This window comes from Streptomyces sp. DSM 41931, from assembly GCF_050271085.1.
GTDB lineage: Bacteria > Actinomycetota > Actinomycetes > Streptomycetales > Streptomycetaceae > Streptomyces > Streptomyces albogriseolus.
The window spans coordinates 6,944,723-6,967,344 of the sequence record NZ_CP189902.1; the positions used below are offsets into that span (position 1 = coordinate 6,944,723).

The window sequence follows — 22,622 nt, forward strand, 5'->3', positions numbered from 1 at the left end:
AGCGAGGAGCGGACGTCAGGGCCGGGAGCGACGGGCCACGACGTGCAGTCGGTCGGCGTCGGCGGCGCGGCCGGGCGGAAGACCCTCGCGCCAAGGCGGTTCGGTGCGCGGGCCGGGCCCGTCGTGCAGCTCCAGCACCTCGAAGCCGTGGGCGGTCAGGACGTGGCGCAGCTCCTGCGGGAACAGCAGCCGCCAGGCGGAACGCTCCTCGACCGGTTCTCCACCGTCGCCCGCGCTCCACACCCGCACCCGGCGCAGAAGCTGCGCCGTACGGTCCACGGTGAGCGTGGTGACGGACCGGTGCACGACGCCCCGCCAGGCGAACTCGGCATCGGCGGGGGAGTCGAGAAGGTCCGTGCGGCCCAGGAAGTACGCGCCGTTGCGCATCTCCGCCACCAGCAGGCCGCCGGGGCTCAGCGCGCGCCGGCAGGAGGAGAGGAAGCGGTCCAGCTGCTCGTTGGTGTGGCAGTACAGCAGCGCGCTGTCCAGGCACACGACGGCGTCGAACGCCTCCGCTCCGAAGTCGAATCCGTGCAGGTCGGCCCGTACGTACTCGGGCCCCGGATGGTGCGTGCGGGCGTACGCGAGCATCGGCTCGGACAGGTCGGCCCCGGTCACCCGGCGCCCCGCCGCGTGCAGACAGCCGGCGTCGCGGCCGGTGCCGCAGCCCATGTCCAGCACACGCGGTCCCGCGCCGTGCCGCCGCAGACAGTCCTCCGCCCATCGCCCGGCGAGGCGCTCGGGATCGGGGAAGCGGGCCTCGTACAGCTCGGGCCGGTCCGTGAGGAGCGTGCGGGCACGTCCGTTCGCTTCAAGAGCCATGCGGATGTCCCCTCCCTCAGACCGTCGCCGGCACGGCGGGTTCCGACGGCGCCGGCAGCGATCCCAGCCGTCGCAGCCACGCCACCCCGAGCGCCGACACCAGCCCGAACAGGGCACAGCACACCCACGGCAGCCAGTCCGTCCCGGCCCGTCCACCGGTGTCCATGGCCCATCCGACGACGGTGTTGCCCACCGCCGCGGCCACGCCCGAGACGACGTAGAACACCCCGAAGTAGGTGCCGGTGAGCCCGGGGCGGCCGTAGGCGGGGATCAGCTCCATCACGAACGGCTGCGCCACCATCACCCCCAGGCTCAGCAGCAGCGCGCCGGCCAGCACGGGCAGCACACGCAGCACCCCGTCCACCACGCCGTCCGGTTGGCCGGAGCCGCTCGCCGTCAGCGCCGGCGGCACGAACGCCACCGCCATCAGACCGAGCCCGGTGACGATCCAGCGCCCCCGCCGCCCGCGCTCCTTCAGGGCGCGGGTGACCCGCAGTTGCAGGGTGAGATGCGCGAGGGTGCCGACGAGCAGGACGAGTCCGGCGGCGCCGTCCCAGCCGGTGGCCTGCCGCGCGCCGTCGGGCAGCAGCAGATACAGCTGGCTCTCCAGGGTGAACATGCCGACCATGGCGAGCGCGAACGCGAGGAACGGCCGGTTCCCGAGCACCTCCCGCCAGTCCGCCGGCACCGAACCGCCGCCGCGCGGCTCCGTCCCACGGGCGGGCAGCACCAGCACCTGGGCGACGGTGAGAACGGCGAAGATCCCGGCGGCCGTCAGCGCCGAGGTGCGGAAGTCCACCAGCAGCAGCGCGCTGCCCAGCAGCGGCCCGACCAGCGCACCGGCCGCCGCGAACATGGTGAACAGGGCGAACGCCTCCGCCTTGCGCCCGTCCGCCTCCTGCGCGATGTAGGCGCGGACGGCGGGGTTGAACAGCGCCCCCGCGAAGCCGCTGAGCACGGAGGCGGCCAGCAGCACCACCAGGCCGTCCCCCCACGCGAACAGGCCGAACCCCAGGGTGCGCAGCGCACACCCCGCGATGATGACGCCCCGCGCACCCAGCCGGTCGGCGGCCGAACCCCCGACCACGAACAACCCCTGCTGGCTCAGGGTGCGCACACCGAGGACGACACCGACGACGGCGGCCGACATGCCGAGGTTCTCGGTGAGGTGGGTGGCGAGGTAGGGGATGAGCAGGTAGAAGCCGGTGTTCACACCGAACTGGTTGACCAGCAGCAACTGGACGGCGAGCGGGAAGCGGCGTATCTCGTGCCAGGTCCTCACGGCGCGCCCACCGCCGCCCGACGCTCCGGACGCACGGTTCGCGGCGCGACGCCCAGCCCGGGCAGGCCACTCGTCCGTACGTACCCGTCCTCGCCGCCGATGCCGGTCCACGGGTCGTGGGCGAGCAGCAGATGGCCGTCGAGGTCGGTCCAGCGGGCCAGTCCCGCGAGATGCACCGCCGGCGCCAGTCCGAGACTGCTGGCGGTGAGGCAGCCCAGCATCAGCTCGGTGCCGCTGCCCGCGATCGTCTCCGCGATGCGCAGGGCGGCGTGCACACCGCCGCACTTGGCGAGCTTCACGTTGACGCCGTGGACGCGCCCGGCGAGCCGGCGGACGTCCTCCAGGCCGACGGCGTCCTCGTCGGCGATCACGGGCAGCGGTGAGCGCGCGGCCAGCGCGGCCAGCCCCTCGGGGTCGCCGGGGGTGACAGGCTGCTCGACGGCCTCGACGCCGAGGTCGGCGAATCGGGGGAGCAGCGCCTCGGCCTGGCGGGGCGTCCACGCGCCGTTCGGGTCGAGCAGCAGGCGGGCGCGGGGCACGGCGTCCCGGACGAGACGCAGCCGCTCGACGTCCTCCTCCGGGTCGGGCAGCCCCGCCTTCAGCTTGAGAACCTCGAAGCCGCTCGCGGTGAGCGCGCGTGCCTGGGCCGCCGCGTCGAGGGACGAGGTGATGCCGATCGTGCGGGCGGTCGCGGCCACCGGCGCCTGCGGGAGACCGAGCAGCCGGTGCACGGGGCGGCCCGCGCGGATGCCGGCGAGGTCGAGCAGCGCCGCCTCCACGGCGGCCCGCACGGCGGGGGGCGTGGCGCCCCCCGCCAACTCGCCCGCACGCAGCGACTCCAGGGCGGCGGCGGGGTCCGGGCAACGGCACAGCTCCCGGGAGACGTCGGTGAGGCTGCGGCGCAGAGTCGCCGTGTCGAGGCCGTAGTAGACGCTGGTGACGGCCTCGCCGTGACCGGTGACACCGCCGTGCTCGACGCTCAGCCACACGGCGTCACGGGCGGCCGTCGTGGAACGGGATATGCGCAGCGGCTCGGTGAGTTCGAGCCGCACGGTGCGGGTGGCGGCCTTCACGGGGTCCTCCCTGCGGGCGGTGCGGTCTTCAGCGGATCGGTGACGCGGGTGCAGCGCACCCAGCCGGTGGCCTCGGTCGCACGCGGGTGCGGGATCTCCATGGGCCGGGTGGCTGCGGCGGCGAGGTCGAGGCCGTGCGCGGCGGCGAAGTCGTCGTCGTAGACCGTGCCGAGGTAGCGGTGCGGACCGTCGGGGAAGACCGTCGCGACGACCGCACCCGGATGGACGCGGGCCGCCCAGGCGGCGACACGGGCCGCGGCGCCGGTGCTCCAGCCGCCGCTCACGAAGCTCTCCGAGGCGAGCCGCCGGCAGCTGTCCACCGCCTCCGCCGGGCCGACCCAGTGCACCTCGTCGAACGCGTCGTAGTGGACGTTGCGCGGGTGGATGCTGCTGCCCAGCCCACGCATCAGCCGGGGCCGGGCGGGCTGTCCGAAGATCGTGGAGCCGGTGGCGTCCACGCCGATCAGCCGCAGCCGGGGCCAGTGCCGGCGCAGCGGACCGATGATGCCCGCGCTGTGTCCGCCGGTGCCGACGCTGCACACCAGGACGTCCAGATGGTCGAGCTGCACGGCGAGTTCGGCGGCGAGGGAGGCGTAACCGGCGCTGTTGCCCGGGTTGTTGTACTGGTCGGGCCAGTAGGCGCCAGGCAGCTCGGCCAGCAGCTCCCTCAGCCGGGCCAGTCGCGCGGCCTGCCAACCGCCCCGGACCGCGGGACGGTCCACGATCTCCAGCCGCACCCCGTGCGCCCGCAGCAACCGCCGCATGGACGGCTCGAGTTCGCCGTCGCCGACCAGGACGACGGGATGGCCGAGGGCCTGCCCGGCGAAGGCGAGTCCGAGGCCGAGCGTGCCGGACGTGGACTCCACCACCGGGGCGCCCGGCCGCAGCACGCCCCGTTCACGGGCGTCCAGCAGCATCGACACGGCGGGCCGCGCCTTCATACCGCCGGCCGCGAGCCCTTCGAGCTTGGCCCAGAACCCGGGGTGCGGATCCGGCAGGCCCGCCGTGACCCGCACGACGGGAGTGCGTCCCAGCAGGGACAGCAGTTCCGGCCGCGCGACGGGCCGGGCGGGGGGAGCGACGGCGGCGGTCACCGCACACCCCCTCGGTACAGGTGCAGCGTGCTCGGACCGCCGTCCAGCCAGAAGAAGGGATACGGCTCCGCGCACACCGCGCTCACCCCGTGCCCCAGGAAGCGGGGCAGCACGGCGCTGCCCGTCTGCGCGAACATCACCAGCTGCTTGCCGTGCTCCAGCGCGTGCCGCCGCAACGGCTCGAACGTGCCGTTGCCCAGCGTCATCCCGGACACCAGCAGAGCGTCGCACCGGTGCGCCTCGGCGAGCGCGTCGGTGACGACGGTCTCGCCCCACTCGGTGACTCCGCCCTTGAAGTCGCACGGGACGTAGGCCAGTGAGCGGGCGCGCAGGGCCTCCAGCAGCGAGTTGACCACCCCGACCACCAAGACGGTGGCCCCTGCCGGCAGGTCCAGCAGCCCGACGACCGCCCGCGCCCGCGCGCGGGACTTCTCCAGCGAGGTCCCGGCGGGCACGGTCACGGGCCGGGCGCCGTGTGCCGGGGTGTGCGGAGCGACGTGCATCAGGTAGGCGTCCAGCGCGGCCACCCGCACCGGCGTCAGCGGATGGCGCAGAAGCCGGTCCACGCTCGCCCCGGCGCACTCCTCGACCACGTCGTCGTCCAGCGCACCGGGCTCCACCGCGCAGCTGCCGACGGCCGCACCGACGCGCAGCCCCAGCACCTCGTTCCGGTAACCGGTGCCCCGCCCGTCGTGCCGTACGGCCTGCCGGGTCGTGAAGGCCACGGCCACCCGCAGCCCCGCCGGATCCGGGCCGGACTCCCCGTCCCGGGCGCGCGCCGACAGAGTCTCGTACGTCATCGTGCCCGCGGACGTCGAGCGGACGGCGGTCATCGGATCACCAGCCCCGACCGCAGCGCCGCGAGCAGACCCTCGACCCGGTCACGGGCCCCCGCCCCCTCGGTGTCGCCCGCCATGACGTGCCCGAGGTAGTCGTTGTTGCTGCCCGCCGCCCGCACCTGCCTGCCGGGCTCGGTGAGCTCCGCCTCCAGCACGTCCGGCTCGTTCCACAGCCCGGTGTCGTCCAGGCGCTCGAGCGTGCCCGTGGTCTCCGGGACGAGGAAACCGATCGCGGCGGACCGCAGTCCGGTGTCCGCGCGCCGCAGGTCGGGCGCCCGGCCCAGCGACACGTCGACGAACGCCGCGACCAGGTCGGTACCGGTGACGTGGCGGACGAGTTCGGTGATGCGGTTGCCGGCCGGCCGCGGATTGACCTCGACCACGCGCGGACCGGCCGACGTCAGCTTGATCTCCGTGTGCGCCACGACCCCCTCGGTGAGCCCCAGCGCCTTGAGCGCGTCCAGCGCGGTCCGTACGACGTCCTCCGCCTCGGCGGCCGGCAGCGCGGCGGGGAACATGTGACCGGTCTCGATGAACGCGGGTGCGCCGCCGATGCTCTTGTCGGTCACCCCGACCACCTGCACCGCGCCCGCGTGGGACACGGTCTCGACACTCACCTCCGGCCCGTCCAGGAGCTCCTCCAGCAGCACCGCCGGTGCGCGCCGCTGACCCCGTGCGTTGACCGGGAAGTCGGCCATCGCCCGTACGGCGGCGGCGAGTTGAGCTTCGTCGTCGACCCGCCGCACCAACATGCCCGCGCACAGGTCGACGGGCTTGACGACCAGCGGGTAGCCGATGTCCCGCGCGGCCGCCGCCAGTTCGGCCCACTCCTCGTGGACGGCGAACCGGGGGCCCGGCACGCCCGCCTCGTCCAGCACGCGGCGGGTGGCGTCCTTGCGGCAGGCGTTCCGTACGGCTTCGGCGTCCGGCGCGGGCAGACCCAGGCGCTCGGCGGCCAGCGCGGCCGTCGGCAGGTAGTAGTCGCAGGAGGTCAGGACGCCGTCGAATCCGAGGACCTCGTGCAGCCGTTCCACGTACGGCAGCAGGGACGCCGGGTCGTTGGTGTCCGCCGTGACCACGTTGCGCGCCCCGAGCAGCGGGTGCGCCGCGCCCTCGGGCGCCGTGCGCAGGTAGTGGTGCAGGTCGCGGGTGAGAAAGGTGAATGTGTGGCCGCCCTCCTGTATCGCCCGTGGCAGCAGCCTGCTCATCGATCCGACCCAGCTCTCGACCACCAGCAGATGAGCCACAACTCCCCTTTTCGTGCCCTGCCCTGAGGCTTTCGTGCCCTGCCCCGGGGCGCGTTGCGATGGCGGGGCAGCCCGGGAGGACCCCTCAGGGTGAGGGGCCGGGCTGCGCCGAAGACACGATAACGGTAATCATTTTCAATGTCAGCCGTAGAACCGGTCGCCGTCGAGACCGGGAAAAGAGAGACGGCCGGGTCAGGTGGGGGCCCTGACCCGGCCGTGCGTCGCCGGGTGGATCAGTCGGTGCGCCCGCGCAGCAGCGCGAGCTCGTGGTTCAGCTCGGTGAGGAAGCGGATGACCACGCGCAGCTCCTCGACCGTGAAGTGCTCGCGGGCCGCGTCGGTGCTGCGGGCGAGCGGCTGGAAGTACTCGCGCGCCAGGCCCTTGGCCCGGTCCTCGTACTCCAGATGCACCACACGGCGGTCGTCGGCCGCCCGGACACGCCGGATGTGACCCGCCCGCTCCAGCCTGTCCAGGCATGCTGTCATCGCGCCGGAGGTGAGGTTGAGCTGCTTGCGCAGACGGCCGGGTGTCATGGGTGTGTCAGGTCCGCCGCCGTCGAGGATCGCGATCAGGGCGAGCATGTCGGTGTGGTGCAGACCGTGCGCCTGAGCGAACTCCTGGACGATGCGGTTGAACTCGCCGGTCATCCGGCGGAGTTGCACCGCAAATGACTGCAGCCCTGTCGGGCACTCCTCCGGCGGAGGAGGTGCGGGGGTTTGTGAGCCGCTCATGCGGCCAGTATAAGATCACTCGATGATTGACATAATCGATCGTTGACACACTCGCTTCGCGCCCTAGGAACCCACATGACAACCGCACCACGCCGGGCCCGGTGGCTCGTCCCGCTCGCTCTGTTGATCGTCTGGCTCGGCGTGGGAGGGATGCTCGGCCCGTACGCGGGGAAACTGGGCGAGGTGGCCACCAACGACCAGGCCTCCTTCCTGCCCCAGAGCGCCGAGTCCACACAGGTGCTCGACGAGCGGAAGAAGTTCGACCAGCAGGAGACGCTGCCCGCGATCGTCGTGTGGACCGCGGACGGCGAGCGGATCACCGACGCCCAGACCGCGGCGGCCACCCGCGCGGTCGCCGGGCTCGCCGGCGAACCCGGCGTCGTCGGCAAGCCCTCGCCGGCGTTCCCCTCCGAGGACGGCAAGGCCCTGCAGTCGGTGGTGCAGGTGGAGCCCGACCTCGGTGACGGGCTGGCCGACGTCATCGACGAGGTGCGCGAGACCGCGGGCGGCGTCGAGGGCACCACCGCCGAGGTGGCGGGCCCCGCGGCCAGCCAGGTCGATCTGTCGGACGCGTTCGCCGGCATCGACGGACTGCTGCTCGGCGTGGCCCTCGCCGCCGTGCTGCTGATCCTGCTGCTGGTCTACCGCAGTGTCCTGCTGCCCTTCGTCATCATCCTCGGCTCCGTCTTCGCGCTCGGTCTGGCCTGCGCGGTCGTCTACGTCCTCGCCGACCACGACGTGGTGCGCGTCGACGGCCAGGTCCAGGGCATCCTGTCCATCCTCGTGATCGGCGCGGCCACCGACTACGCCCTGCTCCTCGCCGCCCGCTTCCGCGAGGAACTCGCCGTGCGCGGCGACCGGTTCGCCGCCGCGCTCGCCGCCGTACGCCGGTCCTTCGGCGCCATCACCGCAAGCGCCGCCACCGTCGCCCTCGGCCTGCTGACCCTGCTCGTCAGCGACCTCACCAACAACCGCGCCCTCGGGCCGGTCGGCGCCATCGGCATCGTGTGCTCGGTGCTCTCCGCGCTCACCTTCCTGCCGGCCGCCCTCGCCCTGCTGGGCCGCAGCGCGTACTGGCCCGCCAAGCCCAAGGCGTCGGACGCGACCGTCGAGGGGCACAGCGTGTGGCGCCGTGTCGCCGCGACCGTCGACCGTAAGCCGCGCCGCGTGTGGGCGGTGACCGCGCTGGTCCTGGCCGTCTTCGCGGCCTTCGCCCCGTCCCTGTCCGCCAAGGGCACCCCGCTCGACGAGATCTTCGTCAACGACGCGCCGTCGGTCGCCGCGCAGGAGACGCTCGGCGAGCACTTCCCCGGCGGGGCCGGCAACCCGGCCGTCATCCTCGCGAACGCCGACCGGCTCGACGAGGTCACGGCGGCCGCGAACAGGACCGAGGGAGTGGCCGCCGCCGCGCCCGTCTCCGCCTCCGGGCGGCCCGGTGCCGGTGAGCCGCTGGTCGTCGACGGGCGGGTACGCATCGACGCCACGCTGGAGGCCGCGGCCGACAGCGACGCCGCGAAGCAGGCCGTCGAGCGGCTCCGCGACAACGTGCACGGCGTTTCCGGCGCCGACGCGCTCGTCGGCGGCTACACCGCCCAGCAGGTCGACACCCAGCAGACCGCCTCCGACGACCGCACGCTGATCGTGCCGATCGTCCTCGTCGTCATCCTGCTGATCCTCGTCCTGCTGTTGCGGTCCGTGCTCGTGCCCGTGCTGCTGGTCGCGACCGTGGCGCTCAACTTCCTCGCCACGCTCGGCGTGTCCGCACTGTTCTTCGAGCACCTCTTCGGCTTCAGCGGCACGGACGCGTCGGTCCCGCTGTACGGCTTCGTGTTCCTGGTCGCCCTGGGCGTCGACTACAACATCTTCCTGATGTCCCGCGTCCGCGAGGAGGCGCTGACCCACGGCACCCGCCAGGGCGTCCTGCGCGGCCTCACCACCACCGGCGGCGTCATCACCTCGGCCGGCGTGGTCCTCGCCGCGACCTTCGCCGCGCTGATGGTGATCCCCCTGGCCTTCCTGGTCCAGATCGCCTTCATCGTCGCCTTCGGCGTCCTCCTCGACACCCTGGTCGTGCGGTCCCTGCTGGTCCCGGCCCTGGTGATCGACATCGGCCCCAAGGCCTGGTGGCCGGGAGCGCTGTCCCGCCCGACGTCCGGGGAAGGAAAGGACGCGTCGGCACCGGAACGCGCGTGAGGCGACGCCGAACCGGGCGGGCAGCCACCTGGCTGCCCGCCGAGGACGACGACCCGCCTCGCCAGCGTGAAGCACGTCCTGCGGGCGACTGGCCGCTGGGCGCACCACGGGCCGTCGACCGCTGACTCAGCGGTCGACGGCCCGACGCGTCCGGCCCTGCTCCGTCACATCGACTGATCCTTCGCGCAGGCGGCGGCAGGCGTCTCCTGCCCCGGCGACCGGTCGCCACCGCCCGCCGACGACAGCACCACCTTTGACGCCCGCCTGTCCCGGTCCAGGTAGCCGCCCGTCGCCGCGAGGGCGAGGCCGACGACCGCCAGGGCGGCGCCGACCAGCGTGGGGGAGGACCAGCCCCAGCCGGCCGCGATGACCAGGCCGCCCAGCCACGCGCCCCCCGCGTTCGCCAGGTTGAAGGCGGAGTGGTTGGACGCGGCGGCCATGGTCGGAGCCTCGTGAGCCTTGGCCATCAGCAGCATCTGCACCGGCGTGGTGATCAGCGAGCTCAGACCGCCCGTGATCGTGATGACGATCAGCGCGGGCACCAGGTGACCGATGACGAAGTGCAACGTCACCAGCGCCGCGGCGAGCAGCGCGAAACCGCCGTACAGGGTCGGGCGCAGCGCCCGGTCGGTCAGTGGGCCGGCGACGAGCGTGCCCAGCGTCATGCCGACGCCGAACAGCGCGAGGACCAGGGTCGTGGACGAGTCCGAGATCCCCGTCAGGTGGGTCAGCATCGGCACGAGATAGCTGTACATCGCGAAGAAGCCGCCGAACCCGACGACCGCCGTGACCAGACCCAGCAGCACCTGCTTGTTCTTCATCGCACGCAGCTCGTGCAACACACCCGCCTGCTCACCCCGCGGCTGATGCGGAACGAGCCGCACCAGCGCCGCCAGGGCGAGCACGCCGATGACGGCCACCGCCGCGTACGCGAACCGCCAGCCCAGCTGCTGCCCGAGCGCGGTCCCGGCCGGGACACCGACGATGTTGGCGACCGTGAGACCGAGGAACATCATCGACACCGCACGGGCCGCCCGGTCCGGCGCGACCAGCTTGGAGGCGACCACCGCGCCGACCCCGAACAGCGCCCCGTGCGGCAGCCCCGCCAGAACCCGCGCCGCGAACAGCAGCTCGAAGTTCGGCGCGAGCGCCGAGGCCACGTTCCCGACGACGAACAGGCCCGTGAGCATCAGCAGCAGCCGCTTGTGCGGCACCCGCGCGCCGATCGCCGTCAGCAGCGGCGCACCGATCACCACGCCCAGCGCGTAGGCGGAGACAACGTTGCCCGCGGCCGGCACGGACACCGCCAGACCGTCGGCGATCTGGGGGAGCAGCCCCATGGAGACGAACTCGGTCGTACCGATGCCGAACGCGACGACGGCCAGGGCGAACAAAGCCAAGGGCATGGCAGAGGGAAACCTTCCGAGTGGGAGCCGGGTGAGGGCGCACACCGCTGGGCACCGCGGTCACCGGTTCTCGTCCGGTGGCAACGGTGCGTCGTCGGTATGGGCGGTCCGGCGCCGGTCCTCGTCGTCCGGGCGTGGTTGCCGCGTGCACCAGCCTGCCAGACCCGCCTACGGGTGGTGAAACCGGGCGGCCGCAATCCCGGCCCCCGGCGCCTGTCCCACCTCTACAGCGCGTGGACGCCGTGCAGCACCCCCAGCAGACGCGTCACCGCCTCCGCGACGGCATCGCGGGCCGGACCGAGGTACTTGCGCGGATCCACGGCCGACGGATGGGACTCCAAGTACGTCCGCGCAGCCGCGGTGAACTGCTTGTTCAGGTGGGTCGACACATTGACCTTCGTCATCCCGGTCGCCACCGCCCGGGCCAGCTCCGCGTCCGCCACCCCCGACGAGCCGTGCAGCACCAGAGGCACGCCCACCGCGTCGCGGAGCGCCGCGATGAGCGCGAAGTCCAGCACGGCGTCCCGCGTGGTCATGGCGTGCGAGCTGCCCACCGCCACGGCCAGCGCGTCGACCCCGGTGGCGGCGACGAAGTCCCGCGCCTGAGCCGGATCGGTCCGCACCCCGGGCGCGTGCGCCCCGTCCTTCCCGCCGACCTCACCCAGCTCCGCCTCCACCCACACGTCCCGGGCGTGGCAGTACTCGGCGACCTCGCGGGTCGCCCGGAGATTCTCCTTGTAGGGCAGCGTGGAGGCGTCGAACATCACGGACGAGAAGCCGAGCCGTACGGCCTCGTGCACGAGGTTCACGGACTCCGCGTGGTCGAGGTGCACGGCGACGGGGACGAGCGCGGCACGCGCGACGGCGAGCGTCGCCAGCCCGATCGGCTCGAGGCCGCCGTGGTAGCGGGCGGTGTTCTCGCTGATCTGCAGGATCACCGGACGGCCCGCGGCCTCCGCGCCGGCGACGATCGCCTCGGCGTGCTCGAGCTGCACCACGTTGAACGCCCCGACACCGACGCCGGCGCGGGCGGCGGGGCCGACGATCTCGTCAGTGGGGCTGAGGGGCATGGACGTCCTCCACGGTCACGGTGGTCCGGAAGCGTTCGCAGGCGGCGGTGTCGGCGGCGCCCGCCCCGGTGGGATCGCCGGCCGGCCGCTCGGGCGGTACGGCCCACAGGCGCGCGTCAGGCGCGACGGCCAGGAGTCCGCCGGGGCCGGAGCCCGCCGGCTCAGGCACGACCGTCCTCGAGGACGACGGACCGCGTGAGGTTCCGGGGCCGGTCCGGGTCGTGGCCGCGCGCCTCCGCGCAGACCACGGCGAGCCGCTGGGCGCGGATCAGGTCGGCGAGCGGATCCAGGCCGCCGGCCACGCCGGTGGAGTCCGCGACCAGGGTGCCGCCGACCCGGTCGACGTCGCCGGCCAGCCCTTCCGGAAGCCGCCCGAACGCCCACGTCACGCGCCCGGGACCGGTGATGCTGATCGGGCCGTGGCGGTACTCCATCGCCGGGTACGCCTCCGTCCAGGCGCCCGCCGCCTCCCGCATCTTCAGCGCGGCCTCCAGCGCCAGCCCGCACGTCCATCCCGTGCCGAGGAACGTGAACTGCTCCGCGCCCGGCACGGCCGCGTCGAGCGGCTCGCTCACCGCCCGTTCGGCGTCCCGGACCGCGTCGTCCAGCGGCAGGACACCGGCGGGCAGGGCGTTCTCCGACTCCAGGTGGGCGCGCAGAAGGGCCAGGTTGGCGGTGGCGAAGCGGGTCTGGACGACCGACTCCTCGTCCGCGAAGTCCAGGACGGCCACGGCGTCGGCCGCCCGCATGACCGGGGTGTCCGGGTCGGCGGTGACGGCGCCCGTCGCCACGGTGCCCTTGAGCCGGTGCAGCAGGTCGAGCACCTCGGTGGTGGTGCCCGAGCGGGTGATGGCGAGCACCCGGTCGTAGCGCCGGCCGACGGGGAACTCCGAGGCGGCGAAGGCGTCGGTCTCCCCGTGGCCGCCGGTCTCGCGCAGCACGGCGTAGGACTGGGCCATGAACCAGGAGGTGCCGCAGCCGACGACGGCGACGCGCTCGCCCCGCCTCGGCAGCGCCGACGCCTGGCGCGGCAGGGACGCGGCGGCCTGACGCCACACGGCGGGCTGGGACGCGATCTCGGCGGAGGTGCGGGACGAACCGATGGCGGACAAGGCGATGTGCTCCTTCGGGAACGAGGGAGGGGGATACGACGCGGAGGCGGTGCGTGAATATGCTCAGTCTATGAGATCTATGAGCAGGAACGAGCATCTGTTGCCGAAGACGTGTGCTCAGACGGCGTAGATGCGCGCGGAGTGACAATGCCGCGCGTCCCTTACCGTGTCCGGAGCGCAGTACCGAGGCCCGAGGGAGTCCGACACATGTCCAAGCACGATCGCTGGAGCAAGCTGCTGGAACTGCTGGCCGGCGAGGGCAGGATCGAGGTCGACGACGCGGCCGCCGCACTCGACGTCTCCCCGGCCACCATCCGCCGCGACCTCGACGAGCTCGCCGAGCAGCAGATGCTCGTCCGCACCCGCGGCGGCGCCATCGCGCACGGCGTCTCCTACGAACTGCCCCTGCGCTACAAGTCCTCCCGGCACGCCTCCGAGAAACAGCGCATCGCCACCGCCGTCGCCGGGATGATCGCCGACGGTGACGTGGTGGGCCTCAACGGCGGCACCACCACCACCGAGGTGGCCCGCGCCCTGGCCCTCAGGGCGGGCAGCCGCGAGGGGCGGGGGCGCCGCGACCCGGCCGAGGTGTCGGCGCCCGCCTTCACGGTCGTCACCAACGCCCTGAACATCGCCGGCGAGCTCGCGGTGCGCCCCCAGGTGAAGATCGTGGTCACCGGCGGCGTCGCCCGCCCCCAGACGTACGAACTCGTCGGACCGCTCACCGTGGGCGTCCTCAACGAGGTCGTCCTCGACGTCGCGGTCCTCGGAGTCGACGGCGTGGACCCGGAGCTGGGGCTGATGACCCACCAGGAGGACGAGGCCGCCGTCAGCCGCCTCTTCGCCGAACGGGCGCGCCGCGTCATCGTGGTCACCGACTCCTCCAAGATGGGCCGGCGCGCCTTCGCCCGGATCTGCGGCCTGGACCGCGTCGACGTGCTGGTGACCGACTCCGGCCTGCCCGCCGAGACGGCCGCCCGCCTCACCGACGCGGGCATCAAGGTCCACGCCGTCTGACGGTCCCGCGCCCTACGGAGCGACGGCCGTCGCGAAGACGTGGACGTTCCCGTTGGACGGCAGCACCACGAAACGACCGCCCAGCGTGATCGCCTGACCGGCGGACGGGACCCCTTCGGCCGGTGGTCCGGAACGCCGCTCACGCGACGGGAGGCATGGCCGACTCACGGGAGTCCAGACCCACGCGGAGGTTGACCCAGGAGCCGCGCGTGAAGTCCGGGTACGCCACCGGACGGCCGCCGGCGGCAAGGGACTTGACGCTCAGCGGCACCGGCGCGCACCAGGCGGCGGAGTCGTAGACGTCGATGTCGGGCACCAGACCGGCCCGCATCAGCTGCACCGTGCGCCACTGGAGCACGTAGTCCATGCCACCGTGGCCGCCGTTGTTCGCCGCGTCGTCGCCGATCTTCTTCCACAGCCAGTGGTCGAACTCCTTGCGGTAGGAGTCGAAGTCGCGCCAGGAGTGCCCGCTGTGGTCCGGCTCGACGTAGATCCGGCCCCCGGTCGCCGACGTCCCCGCGTAGTCCTCGAAGATCCCGCGGCTGCCCGCCAGACTGTTGATCCTGCTGTACGGCCGGGGCGAACTCACGTCGTGCTCCGCCCGGATGACCCGCCCCATGGCGGTGTCGATCAGACAGGTGACGAGGTCGCCGTTGATGTAGGTCTCCTTCCACGAGGGATGGGACCGGTCGACGAAACGCTCCCGGTAGTCGGCGAGCCCCTTCGGCTCGGTGGAGGTCGCCCGCAGCACGGTCATCCGGTCGCCGCGGTTGATGTCCATCGCGGCGGCGACCGGCGCCAGCCCGTGCATCGGGTAGAACGACGCGGTGCTGCGCGTGTGCCACAGCCGCCGCCAGGAGTCGGTGTAGTACGTGTCGGAGAAGAGCAGCTCCCGCAGGTCGTGCAGATAGCCGCCGTGGCCGTTGGTGACGTCGCCGAACAGTCCGTCGTGCGCCATCTTCAGCATGGCGAGCTCGTTGCGGCCGTAGGAGCAGTTCTCCGACAGCATCAGGTGCCGGCGGGTGCGCTCGGAGGTGTCGACGAGGTCCCACAGTTCGTCCAGCTCGGTGGCGACGGGCAGTTCGACGATCGCGTGCTTGCCCGCCTCCAGGGCGGCCTTGCCCTGCCGGTGGTGGAACTCCCAGGGCGTGGCGATGTACACGAGGTCGATGTCGTCCCGCTTCACCATCTGCGCGTAGGCGTCCGCGGAGCCGCCGTACTCGGCGGGACGCGGCTTGCCCAGGGCGACCAGCCGGTTCGCCACGGAGGTGGCGCGGCCGGCGCGGATGTCGCAGACGGCGGTCACCCGGCATCCGGGGACGGCGGCCCAGCCCTCGGCCATCCCGGACCCGCGGTTGCCGAGACCGATCATGCCCACGCGGACGGTCCGATGGACGTCGAACGGCACGTCGGTCATCGAGCGCTGACCGCGCCGTCGCGGGGGAGTGTGCACCGGCAGCGGCGCCTCGGCGCCGGCGGCTCCGGCAGCCGGAGCGGCGTACGCCGCGCCGACACCGGTGACCGCGGCACCGGTGGCCAGCGCACCTCCCAGGAGCAATCGGCGGGAAACAGCGGGAAGTCCGGGCATGAGTGAACGCTCCTTCGATCCGACGACCGGGCATCACTGGCGGCATCGACTTTCGCGGGAGCGACAGAGACATGTTAATAGATGCTCGAAGAGTCGCCACTTCGAGCAGGAACACGCAAGCAGCCCGCCGCGGACCGGTCCGTCACCTGTTCAGCGCGGGCTCCTGCCGTCGACCGAGCCGAGGAACTCGACCGCCCGCCGCGTCAGGAGCGCGGTGGCGTCGGGGTCGTGGGACGGCAGCGAGGGATCCGCGAACAGGTGCCGGTCCCCGGGATACAGGAACAACTCGGCGTCGGCGGCCTCCGCGACCAGCGCGCGGGCGGCCTCGGCGTCCTCGGCGAAGAAGGGATCGTCCTCCATCGCGTGCACCTGCACCGGGACCTGTCCGGGCCAGGCCGCACCGAACTCGGACACCGGGATGCAGGCGTGCATCAGCAGGGCGCCCCGCGCCCCGTCCCGTGTCTGCGCCAGTTTCTGCGCGGGCACCGCCCCGAGTGAGAAACCGGCGTAGACGACGTCCCGCGGAAGCGGACCGGCCGCGCGCACGCCGCGCGCGGCGATCTCGCCGAACCCGACCTGTCCGGCGAACTGCGCGCCCTCGTCCAGGGAGTCGAAGGTGCGCCCGTCGAACAGGTCGGGTGTGTGAACGGTGTGTCCCGCGGCCCGGAGTTCGTCGGCGAAGGCGACCACCCCAGGGGTCAGCCCTTGTACGTGATGGAACAGTACGACCTCTGCCATGCCGGACTCCTTGCTCGTGGCCGCGGAAGCTGCGAGCGCTCAGAGTAATCGAAAACAGTCGAACATTATCCGGTTTCCGGAAACCCGCGCCGACCCGCCGCACACGGGACGACGGCTCGTCGCGTCACGCGGCCTCGACGGGCAGCCACAGCTCGCAGGTGGCGGTGCTGAAGTCGTCGGCCCGCTCGAGGATCGCGACGATCGAAGGGCCCGGACGCAGCCGCCACGGGTTGGACGGGAACCACTCGGTCGCGGTCGCCGCCCAGGCGGTCTGCAGGGCCTGCGGGTGCGGCCCGCTGGTACGGAACACCGCCCACATGCCCGCCGGCGCCTCGATGGCGTCGAGCCCGTCCGGCACCGGCGTGCCACCGCCGACGGCGACCCCGTGGAGGTAGGTCAGCTCGGTGCCCTCCCGCCCGTCCGGGTCGGCGCCGTCGGTGACCTGGAGCAGGCCGGCCGGCTCGGCGTCGCTGAGAGCCTTCAGACGCTGGTGCTCCTCCGGAGGGATGGCGGCGACGTGCTGCTGGATGTGCGGGTTGACTCCGTGGTGGATGAGCGGGACCCGGGTGGAGTGTCCGACCAGGCGGAACGCGGGGCGGTCGACGAGGCGGGTGTCCATGGGAGTACTCCCTTCGACGGTCAGGCGGAACCTGAGCTGCGGTTGTGTACGCAGAGGGCCTCCGTCGCGGCGCACCTCCGCGGGACCGGCGCCGTGAACCGCCCGGAACGCACGTCCGAACGCCTCCCGGGAGCCGTACCCGTGCCGGACGGCGATCTCCAGCAGGTCCTCCTCGCCCCGGACGACGTCACCGGCGGCGACGGTCATCCGCCGCCTCCGCACGTACTCCGACAGCGGCATGCCTGCCAGCGACGAGAACATCCGGCGCAGGTGGTACTCGGTGGTCCCGAGCCCCGTGGCCAGCCCTTCGATGTCGAGCTCCTCGGTGAGGTGTTCCTCGACGAGATCGACGAGCTGGTTGAGTGCCGAGATCATGAGGCCTCCTTTCGCCTTCAACCCTGGCAGCGGTCCCCCTGACCAGGCCCGACCGCTGCGAACCGATCCGATCACGCGCGACCGCGTTCAGGGCGTCGCACCGCGCGGGCCGTTCAGTGCTCGCAGAGCGAGAACTCCCGCTCGTACATCTGCTCGTTGTGCTCGTCGACGAAGAACTTCCGCTCCTTCATCAGCTCTTCGCGGTAGGCCTTGGCCTCCTCGAGCGTCATGGTCGACGTCTCGGCCCACGGCTGCTGAGGCGGCACATCGGACGTGGAGACGATCGTGTGCGACGGGTCGACCAGGAAGAACGCGAGGATCTTGCGGTGACCTGGCCGAGTGGGGTCCTGGAGGCGGAACGGGCTGACCCGGTGCTGCAGGATGTTCGGGAAGGCCAGGCAGCGTCCCGCCGGAGTGGCCGCCGATCCGAGCAGCTGGTTGAGGGAGCCCTCGTCCTCCAGGCCGTACACCTCCCGCATGCCGTTGTGGTCGTTCTGCGCGTACTCGGGATCGTCGAGCGCCGTCCGGAAACCGAGCCGGCTCTCGGTGATGTTCTCGCTGTCCCAGTAGTAGAGGCCGGTCGAGACGATCCGCTCGTTGAGCATGCCCTCGACGTGCCAGGATCCGCCCGCGTACTCGGGCTTGTCCGGGGTCAGGTGGATGGTGGCGAGCTTGACGATCACCTGCAGCCGCCGCCCACGCAGGCTCACCCGGTCGGGGCCCTCGGGCACCTGGGGCGGGGTGAACGCCGGGGCGTCGGGGAGGATGGGCCGGCGGTCGTCCCACCACTTCTCCTCCGCCTCCTCCCACGCCTCGTAAGCCTTCTCGTACGACTCCTCGTCCGCGAAGTCGTCCTCCTCAGGCTCCGGGACGTCGTACTCGTCGGACTCGTACCACCTGTAGGGATCGACGGTGATGCGCAGGGGACGCGGATGACGCAGATCGGTGAGGACGTTCTCCCACAGCGGCAGCATGCGGGCGAACAGCTCCGGCAGTACGGCGGCGAGGTCACGGTGCTTCTCGGGGTGCACGTTGTTCACGTACGAGCGGAAGCTCACCCGGCCGTCGTCGTCCACGTCGACGTCCGTGGGCAGCCACTGGAACTTCTCCGAGAACTCGTACCGCGAGAACCGGTCCGTCGGATTCTCCCAGGCCCGCTCGGGCGCCCCGCTCACGTCCCGTACGAGGCAGAACAGCGAGGGATGCACAAGGTCGAGCACCTGGCCGTCGGACCCGGGATGCCAGTCACGTTCCTCCTCGGGCACCTCCTCCAGCACCCGCACCGCCTCCCGCAGCCGTGCCCGGAGCGTGTCGTCGACGAGCGCGTCGGACTGCCACACCCCGTCCACGGCCGACACCTCCGCACCGGTCCGCTCGTCCCGCAGCGCCGCATAGTGCGCGAGCTCGTCGAGCACGTACCGCACCTGCGCCTCGGTCATACCTTGAGCCGCCGCTTCCTCGGCCCACCGCGCGACGATGCCGGCATCGCACATCTTCTCGAACCACCGCGGTTTCGACCGCAGTTGCGCGCTGCACCGCATCATCTCGATCTCCCGCAGCGTCCGAGGCCTGGCGGACGTCGAGGAACGGCTTGCCAGAAACGGCAACGGAAAAGCGGTCATCCCAGTCAATTCTCTTGACCCTCCCGGTCGGTACGAGCGCCGGGAACATTACGGCAGCGGACTGACAACGCTGACGGGCCCACGCGTCGGGCCACGATAGGAACCTGCTGGTCATCTCTCAGCGATGCGGCTGGCAGGAACAGTGCCGACTCGGCGGTGAAGACGGCCCGGTGGAGAAGCGTGCCTCGCGCCAGGGCAGAAGCAGAGCGCTCGCCATGCACAGCAGGCCGGCGATGAGCAGGGCACCGCGTACCCCCGCTGTGGCGGCGATGAGACCACCGGCGATCACGAAGGCGGCCTGGCAGGTCTTCGCGCCGACGGACCACGAGGTGCCGACGCGCGACATGAAAGCGTCCGGTGTGGCCGCCATGCGATACGTGGTGAACGACGGGTTGAAAATCCCGGCGGAGAAGAGCAGGCCGAAGTCGGCGGCCACGATGACGAACACGCCGATGGCACCGGAGGGCGTCAGCGGCAGCAGGATCGTCCACAGCGTGCGTGCGACACCGGACACCAGCAGAGTGCGACGCTGTCCGAATCGCCGGGCGAGCAGCGGAGTCAGACGTGAGCCGAGCACACCGCCCAGGCACGGCAGTCCCAGGGCGAGTCCGTACTGCCACGGCGCCAGGCCGAGGTCATCCAGCATGAGAACGGCCATCAACGGTGAGGCCATCATGACGGATCCGCCGAAGAGCAGCGCGTTGAAGAACAACGGACGCAGCCCGGGGTGGCGCAGGAGGTACTGCCAGCCCGCCGCGATGTCACGACCCAGGTGAGCACTGGCGGCGCGGACCGGTGGCGCGGGTTCAGGCTGCCGAATGCGACGGATTCCCAGGGCCGATGCGAGGAAGGACAATGCGTCGACCACCATCGTGGCCGCCGCGCCCAGAGCCCCGATCAGAAGCCCGCCGACGGGCGGACCAGCGCTGACGCTGATCCAGTTGGTCGTTTCGAAGAGGCTGTTGGCACGTAGACGGTGCTCGGGAAGGACAAGTGCTTTCAGGTGTGCTCCACTCGCCGCGTCGAACGCGACTGATGTCGCCGTCTGGAGAACGCCGACGACGCACAGATGGATGAAGGTGAGCCTGCCGAAAGCCATGGCGACCGGAATGCTCGCCAGCATCACACAGCGGGCCAGATCGGCGGTGATCATGACCGGCCGCTTGTACTGATGCTCGATCCGCACACCGAGCGGCAGAGCAATCACCGCACTGGCCACCGCGGACAACGCGGCGAGCACGGAGACCTGGAAGGCAGAGGAGTGCAGCACCAGGAGGGCGATGAGCGGCAACGCCCCCATGCCGACGGCACTGCCCGCCGCGCTGACCGCGTAAGCACCCCACAAACGCCGGAAGTCCTGCCCGAGCGTGCTCCGCCGTGCCAACCGGACCTCCCGATGGGTGAAGGCGCTCAGCGTAGTGACATGGGCCGACCACCACCCCCTGATCAGGCCATCACCGGCCGCATCTCAGAGGAGGGGGGCTGTGCCCGGCTCCTAACGCACCCCCACCGGACGCCACTCACGCCGGAGAAGTCCGTAGACCCACGAGTCGGAGACGTCGCCGTTGACGACGCAGTCCTCGCGGAGGGTGCCCTCGTGGACGAAGCCGAGCTTCTCCAGTACGCGCGCCGACGCCCCGTTCCGTGTGTCGACGTCGGCCCGGACGCGGTTGAGATCCAGGGTGTCGAAAGCCCACCCCAGGACGCCGTGCACGGTCTCCGTGGCGTACCCGTGTCCCCAGGCCGCGGGATCGAAGACGTAACACAGCACCGCGCTACGGAAGTCCGGGTTCCAGTCGATGAGCCCGCACCAGCCGATGAAGGCGCCGTCGGAGACCCGCTCGACGGCCACCCGCGCTCCCGTGCCTTCCTCTTCGATCCTGCGGCACGTCGCGAGGAAGCGCTGGGCGCGGGCCGGGTCGGTCCACGGTGGGGAGTCCCAGTAGCGCAGCACATGAGGGTCGCTGTGCAAGGCGTAGAGCGGCGCCGCGTCGCCCTCGGAGAACGGCCGAAGTCGCAGGCGATCGGTGTGCAGTTCGGGAGTGGGCAAGGTCATGCGGATCATCCTGCCGCGTCCCGCTCGACCCCGACCAGCGGTTTACCCGGCGGCACTGTCGAGCGGACCTCTCCGACGCGTTCACAGCATCGCGTACTCACCGCTCCCGGGAAAGTCGGTGCTGAGTGCAACGTCCTTCCCGGCCTCGTACTCGGCACGCAACTGGTCGAGTTTGACGCCGATCCTGCGCTGGGCGTCACTCCCCAGGACCACCCAGTGCCGTGGCGTGGGGGACAGGGCTTCGTCGAAGATCACCGCCGCCCCCCTGGCCGGATCACCCGGGAACATGTCGGGAGTCACCTTGTTCATGATGGCCCGGAAGGCTCCCGCGGTGACCGCGTAATCACTGATCGGCGCCCCGGAAGCGCGCGTGCGAGTCTCGATCCCCGTGCGGAAGGAGCCCGGCTGGATCAGCAGCGCTCGCAGCCCCAAGGGCTCGATCTCCTGCCACAGGGCCTCGGTGAAACCCTCCAGGGCGAACTTGCTCGCGGAGTGGAAGCCGTTCCCGGGCAGACTCGCCAGCCCGTCCATGGACGAGATGTTCACGATGGTCCCGCGGCGACGCGCGCGCATCGCGGGCAGCACCGCCCGGGTGAGTGTCACGGCCCCGAAGAAGTTGACCTCGAAGACCGCGCGGTAATCCGATTCCTGCTGTTCCTCGAGAGCACCGATGAAGTCGATACCCGCGTTGTTGACCAGGACGTCGATGCCGCCGGACCACTCCTCGGCCTCCCGCACGGCCTCGGCGCACCGGCGACCGTCCGTGACGTCGAGCTGAAGGACCAGGCACTCATGAGGGTGGCGGTCCGCCAAGCCGGCCATGGGAGCGACCACCGGCGCCGTGGCGACGACCCGGTGCCCCCGCTCCAGCACATGCTGGGCCAGTGCGTGGCCGAGACCGCTGGACGCGCCGGTGATGAACCACGTCGTGGGGGACACGATGTACTCCCTCCCGTCGGGAGTGACTCCCGGAAGGCACCTCACTGCACCGCCCCCGGCGCACGCGGGCGCCATGTCGTCCCTGGCACCACAGGCGACCGGAACCCACTTCACCACACCTTCCCCGGGCTCGCATCACGACGTCCCCGTACCGCGGCGGCGGCCCGCAGGCGTTCTGGGCGCCTACGTGACCCGCCGGCATTCCGGCGATACCGCGTCGACCAGGTCGCGCTGATACCACGTGCCCGTCTCGCCGCCGACGTGAGCCGGATCGACGGGTCCGACGGGAACGAACCCGGCTTTGACCAGTACGCGTTGAGACGCGATGTTCCGATGGACGGTGGCCGCCCGCAGCGCACGCAACCCGTACTCCGACACGGCCAGTCGGCAGATGTCCCGGACGGCCGCGGTCGCCACACCCCGCCCTGCGACACGCTGCGCGACCCGGTAGCCGAGCTCCGCGGTGTGGTTCTCGATGTCGACGAGGTTGAACCTGCCCAGCACCGAGCCGTCCTCCACGACCAGTACGTGGAAGGCGCAGATGCCGGCGTCCTGCTCGGCCAGCAACGCGTCGAACCGGCCGGTGAACCGCTCGAAGAACTCGTCGCCGCGATCGGGGACCGAGGCAGCGAAGTACGCGCGGTTCGCCAGCTCGAAAGCCAGCACCGCCGGGGCATGACCGGCGTGGAGCCGCTGCAACTCGGGCATGAGCCCGACCCTACCTTCGTGTCCGAGAAGCTTGGCGGCCGACGCTGAAGCGGGCGCAGGGGGGAGGTCAGGAACCGGCAGGTGCAGGCGG

20 protein-coding genes and 1 pseudogene are annotated in these 22,622 nt (G+C 71.9%); 2 read left to right on the forward strand and 19 right to left on the reverse strand.

The features are described from left to right. Positions 1–15: 15 nt before the first annotated feature. From ACP7TJ_RS31640 to ACP7TJ_RS31670, 7 genes are all read right to left on the reverse strand, one after another. On the reverse strand, positions 16–822 hold the full coding sequence (locus ACP7TJ_RS31640; protein WP_266551241.1) for a class I SAM-dependent DNA methyltransferase: 807 nt from the start codon (positions 820–822) through the stop codon (positions 16–18). Between the two features lie 16 nt (positions 823–838). Next, positions 839–2,104 (reverse strand): MFS transporter, encoded by a 1,266-nt coding sequence (locus ACP7TJ_RS31645; protein ID WP_367560084.1) that lies wholly within the window; start codon positions 2,102–2,104, stop codon positions 839–841. Continuing rightward, positions 2,101–3,177 (reverse strand): dipeptide epimerase, encoded by a 1,077-nt coding sequence (locus ACP7TJ_RS31650; protein ID WP_427767120.1) that lies wholly within the window; start codon positions 3,175–3,177, stop codon positions 2,101–2,103. Before ACP7TJ_RS31650 ends, ACP7TJ_RS31645 begins: the two co-directional genes overlap by 4 nt. Further along, positions 3,174–4,271: a PLP-dependent cysteine synthase family protein gene (locus tag ACP7TJ_RS31655; protein WP_427767124.1), complete on the reverse strand. Its 1,098-nt coding sequence runs from the start codon at positions 4,269–4,271 to the stop codon at positions 3,174–3,176. The genes ACP7TJ_RS31650 and ACP7TJ_RS31655 overlap by 4 nt, the downstream gene beginning before the upstream one ends. Further along, entirely contained in the window at positions 4,268–5,104 is an 837-nt protein-coding gene (locus tag ACP7TJ_RS31660; protein ID WP_367460861.1) for a Rossmann-like domain-containing protein, read from the reverse strand. The genes ACP7TJ_RS31655 and ACP7TJ_RS31660 overlap by 4 nt, the downstream gene beginning before the upstream one ends. Then, on the reverse strand, positions 5,101–6,357 hold the full coding sequence (locus ACP7TJ_RS31665) for an ATP-grasp domain-containing protein (protein ID WP_427767126.1): 1,257 nt from the start codon (positions 6,355–6,357) through the stop codon (positions 5,101–5,103). The genes ACP7TJ_RS31660 and ACP7TJ_RS31665 overlap by 4 nt, the downstream gene beginning before the upstream one ends. A 233-nt stretch (positions 6,358–6,590) precedes the next feature. Further along, the gene (locus ACP7TJ_RS31670) at positions 6,591–7,088 is read right to left on the reverse strand and encodes a MarR family winged helix-turn-helix transcriptional regulator (protein WP_167741681.1); all 498 of its coding nucleotides are present in this window, start codon (positions 7,086–7,088) and stop codon (positions 6,591–6,593) included. Positions 7,089–7,163: 75 nt separating this feature from the next. Here ACP7TJ_RS31670 and ACP7TJ_RS31675 point away from each other — a divergent pair, with 75 nt between their 5' ends. Then, entirely contained in the window at positions 7,164–9,281 is a 2,118-nt protein-coding gene (locus ACP7TJ_RS31675; RefSeq protein WP_427767128.1) for an MMPL family transporter, read from the forward strand. A gap of 164 nt (positions 9,282–9,445) precedes the next feature. Here ACP7TJ_RS31675 and ACP7TJ_RS31680 read toward each other — a convergent pair whose 3' ends face one another. From ACP7TJ_RS31680 to ACP7TJ_RS31695, 4 genes are all read right to left on the reverse strand, one after another. After that, the gene (locus ACP7TJ_RS31680; RefSeq protein WP_167741683.1) at positions 9,446–10,687 is read right to left on the reverse strand and encodes an MFS transporter; all 1,242 of its coding nucleotides are present in this window, start codon (positions 10,685–10,687) and stop codon (positions 9,446–9,448) included. Between the two features lie 224 nt (positions 10,688–10,911). Further along, positions 10,912–11,757 (reverse strand): class II fructose-bisphosphate aldolase, encoded by an 846-nt coding sequence (locus ACP7TJ_RS31685; protein WP_427767132.1) that lies wholly within the window; start codon positions 11,755–11,757, stop codon positions 10,912–10,914. Beyond that, positions 11,738–11,926, reverse strand: coding sequence for a hypothetical protein (locus tag ACP7TJ_RS31690; RefSeq protein ID WP_189910792.1), 189 nt, complete (start codon positions 11,924–11,926; stop codon positions 11,738–11,740). The genes ACP7TJ_RS31685 and ACP7TJ_RS31690 overlap by 20 nt, the downstream gene beginning before the upstream one ends. Further along, entirely contained in the window at positions 11,919–12,869 is a 951-nt protein-coding gene (locus ACP7TJ_RS31695; protein ID WP_167741685.1) for an SIS domain-containing protein, read from the reverse strand. The genes ACP7TJ_RS31690 and ACP7TJ_RS31695 overlap by 8 nt, the downstream gene beginning before the upstream one ends. A 207-nt stretch (positions 12,870–13,076) precedes the next feature. Between ACP7TJ_RS31695 and ACP7TJ_RS31700 the strand changes: the two genes are divergently transcribed. After that, on the forward strand, positions 13,077–13,886 hold the full coding sequence (locus ACP7TJ_RS31700) for a DeoR/GlpR family DNA-binding transcription regulator (protein ID WP_387582774.1): 810 nt from the start codon (positions 13,077–13,079) through the stop codon (positions 13,884–13,886). 139 nt (positions 13,887–14,025) lie between these two features. Here the strand turns inward: ACP7TJ_RS31700 and ACP7TJ_RS31705 are convergent, their stop codons facing one another. From ACP7TJ_RS31705 to ACP7TJ_RS31740, 8 genes and pseudogenes are all read right to left on the reverse strand, one after another. After that, a complete protein-coding gene (locus ACP7TJ_RS31705) occupies positions 14,026–15,474 on the reverse strand; it encodes a Gfo/Idh/MocA family protein (RefSeq protein ID WP_367474423.1) in 1,449 nt (482 codons plus the stop codon). Positions 15,475–15,624: 150 nt separating this feature from the next. Continuing rightward, positions 15,625–16,233, reverse strand: a pseudogene (locus tag ACP7TJ_RS31710) (dienelactone hydrolase family protein); the annotation flags it as partial. Positions 16,234–16,336: 103 nt separating this feature from the next. Next, positions 16,337–17,206, reverse strand: a complete 870-nt coding sequence (locus tag ACP7TJ_RS31715) for an AraC family transcriptional regulator (RefSeq protein WP_367474421.1) — start codon at positions 17,204–17,206, stop codon at positions 16,337–16,339. A gap of 113 nt (positions 17,207–17,319) precedes the next feature. Next, positions 17,320–18,837, reverse strand: a complete 1,518-nt coding sequence (locus ACP7TJ_RS31720) for a DUF4246 domain-containing protein (protein WP_387791401.1) — start codon at positions 18,835–18,837, stop codon at positions 17,320–17,322. Positions 18,838–18,946: 109 nt separating this feature from the next. Continuing rightward, the gene (locus ACP7TJ_RS31725) at positions 18,947–20,212 is read right to left on the reverse strand and encodes an MFS transporter (RefSeq protein ID WP_093768881.1); all 1,266 of its coding nucleotides are present in this window, start codon (positions 20,210–20,212) and stop codon (positions 18,947–18,949) included. Between the two features lie 111 nt (positions 20,213–20,323). Continuing rightward, on the reverse strand, positions 20,324–20,884 hold the full coding sequence (locus tag ACP7TJ_RS31730) for a GNAT family N-acetyltransferase (RefSeq protein WP_367474417.1): 561 nt from the start codon (positions 20,882–20,884) through the stop codon (positions 20,324–20,326). An 81-nt stretch (positions 20,885–20,965) separates the two neighbouring features. After that, positions 20,966–21,823, reverse strand: coding sequence for an SDR family NAD(P)-dependent oxidoreductase (locus ACP7TJ_RS31735; protein ID WP_167741691.1), 858 nt, complete (start codon positions 21,821–21,823; stop codon positions 20,966–20,968). 183 nt (positions 21,824–22,006) lie between these two features. Continuing rightward, a complete protein-coding gene (locus ACP7TJ_RS31740; protein ID WP_370166686.1) occupies positions 22,007–22,531 on the reverse strand; it encodes a GNAT family N-acetyltransferase in 525 nt (174 codons plus the stop codon). Positions 22,532–22,622 lie beyond the last annotated feature (91 nt).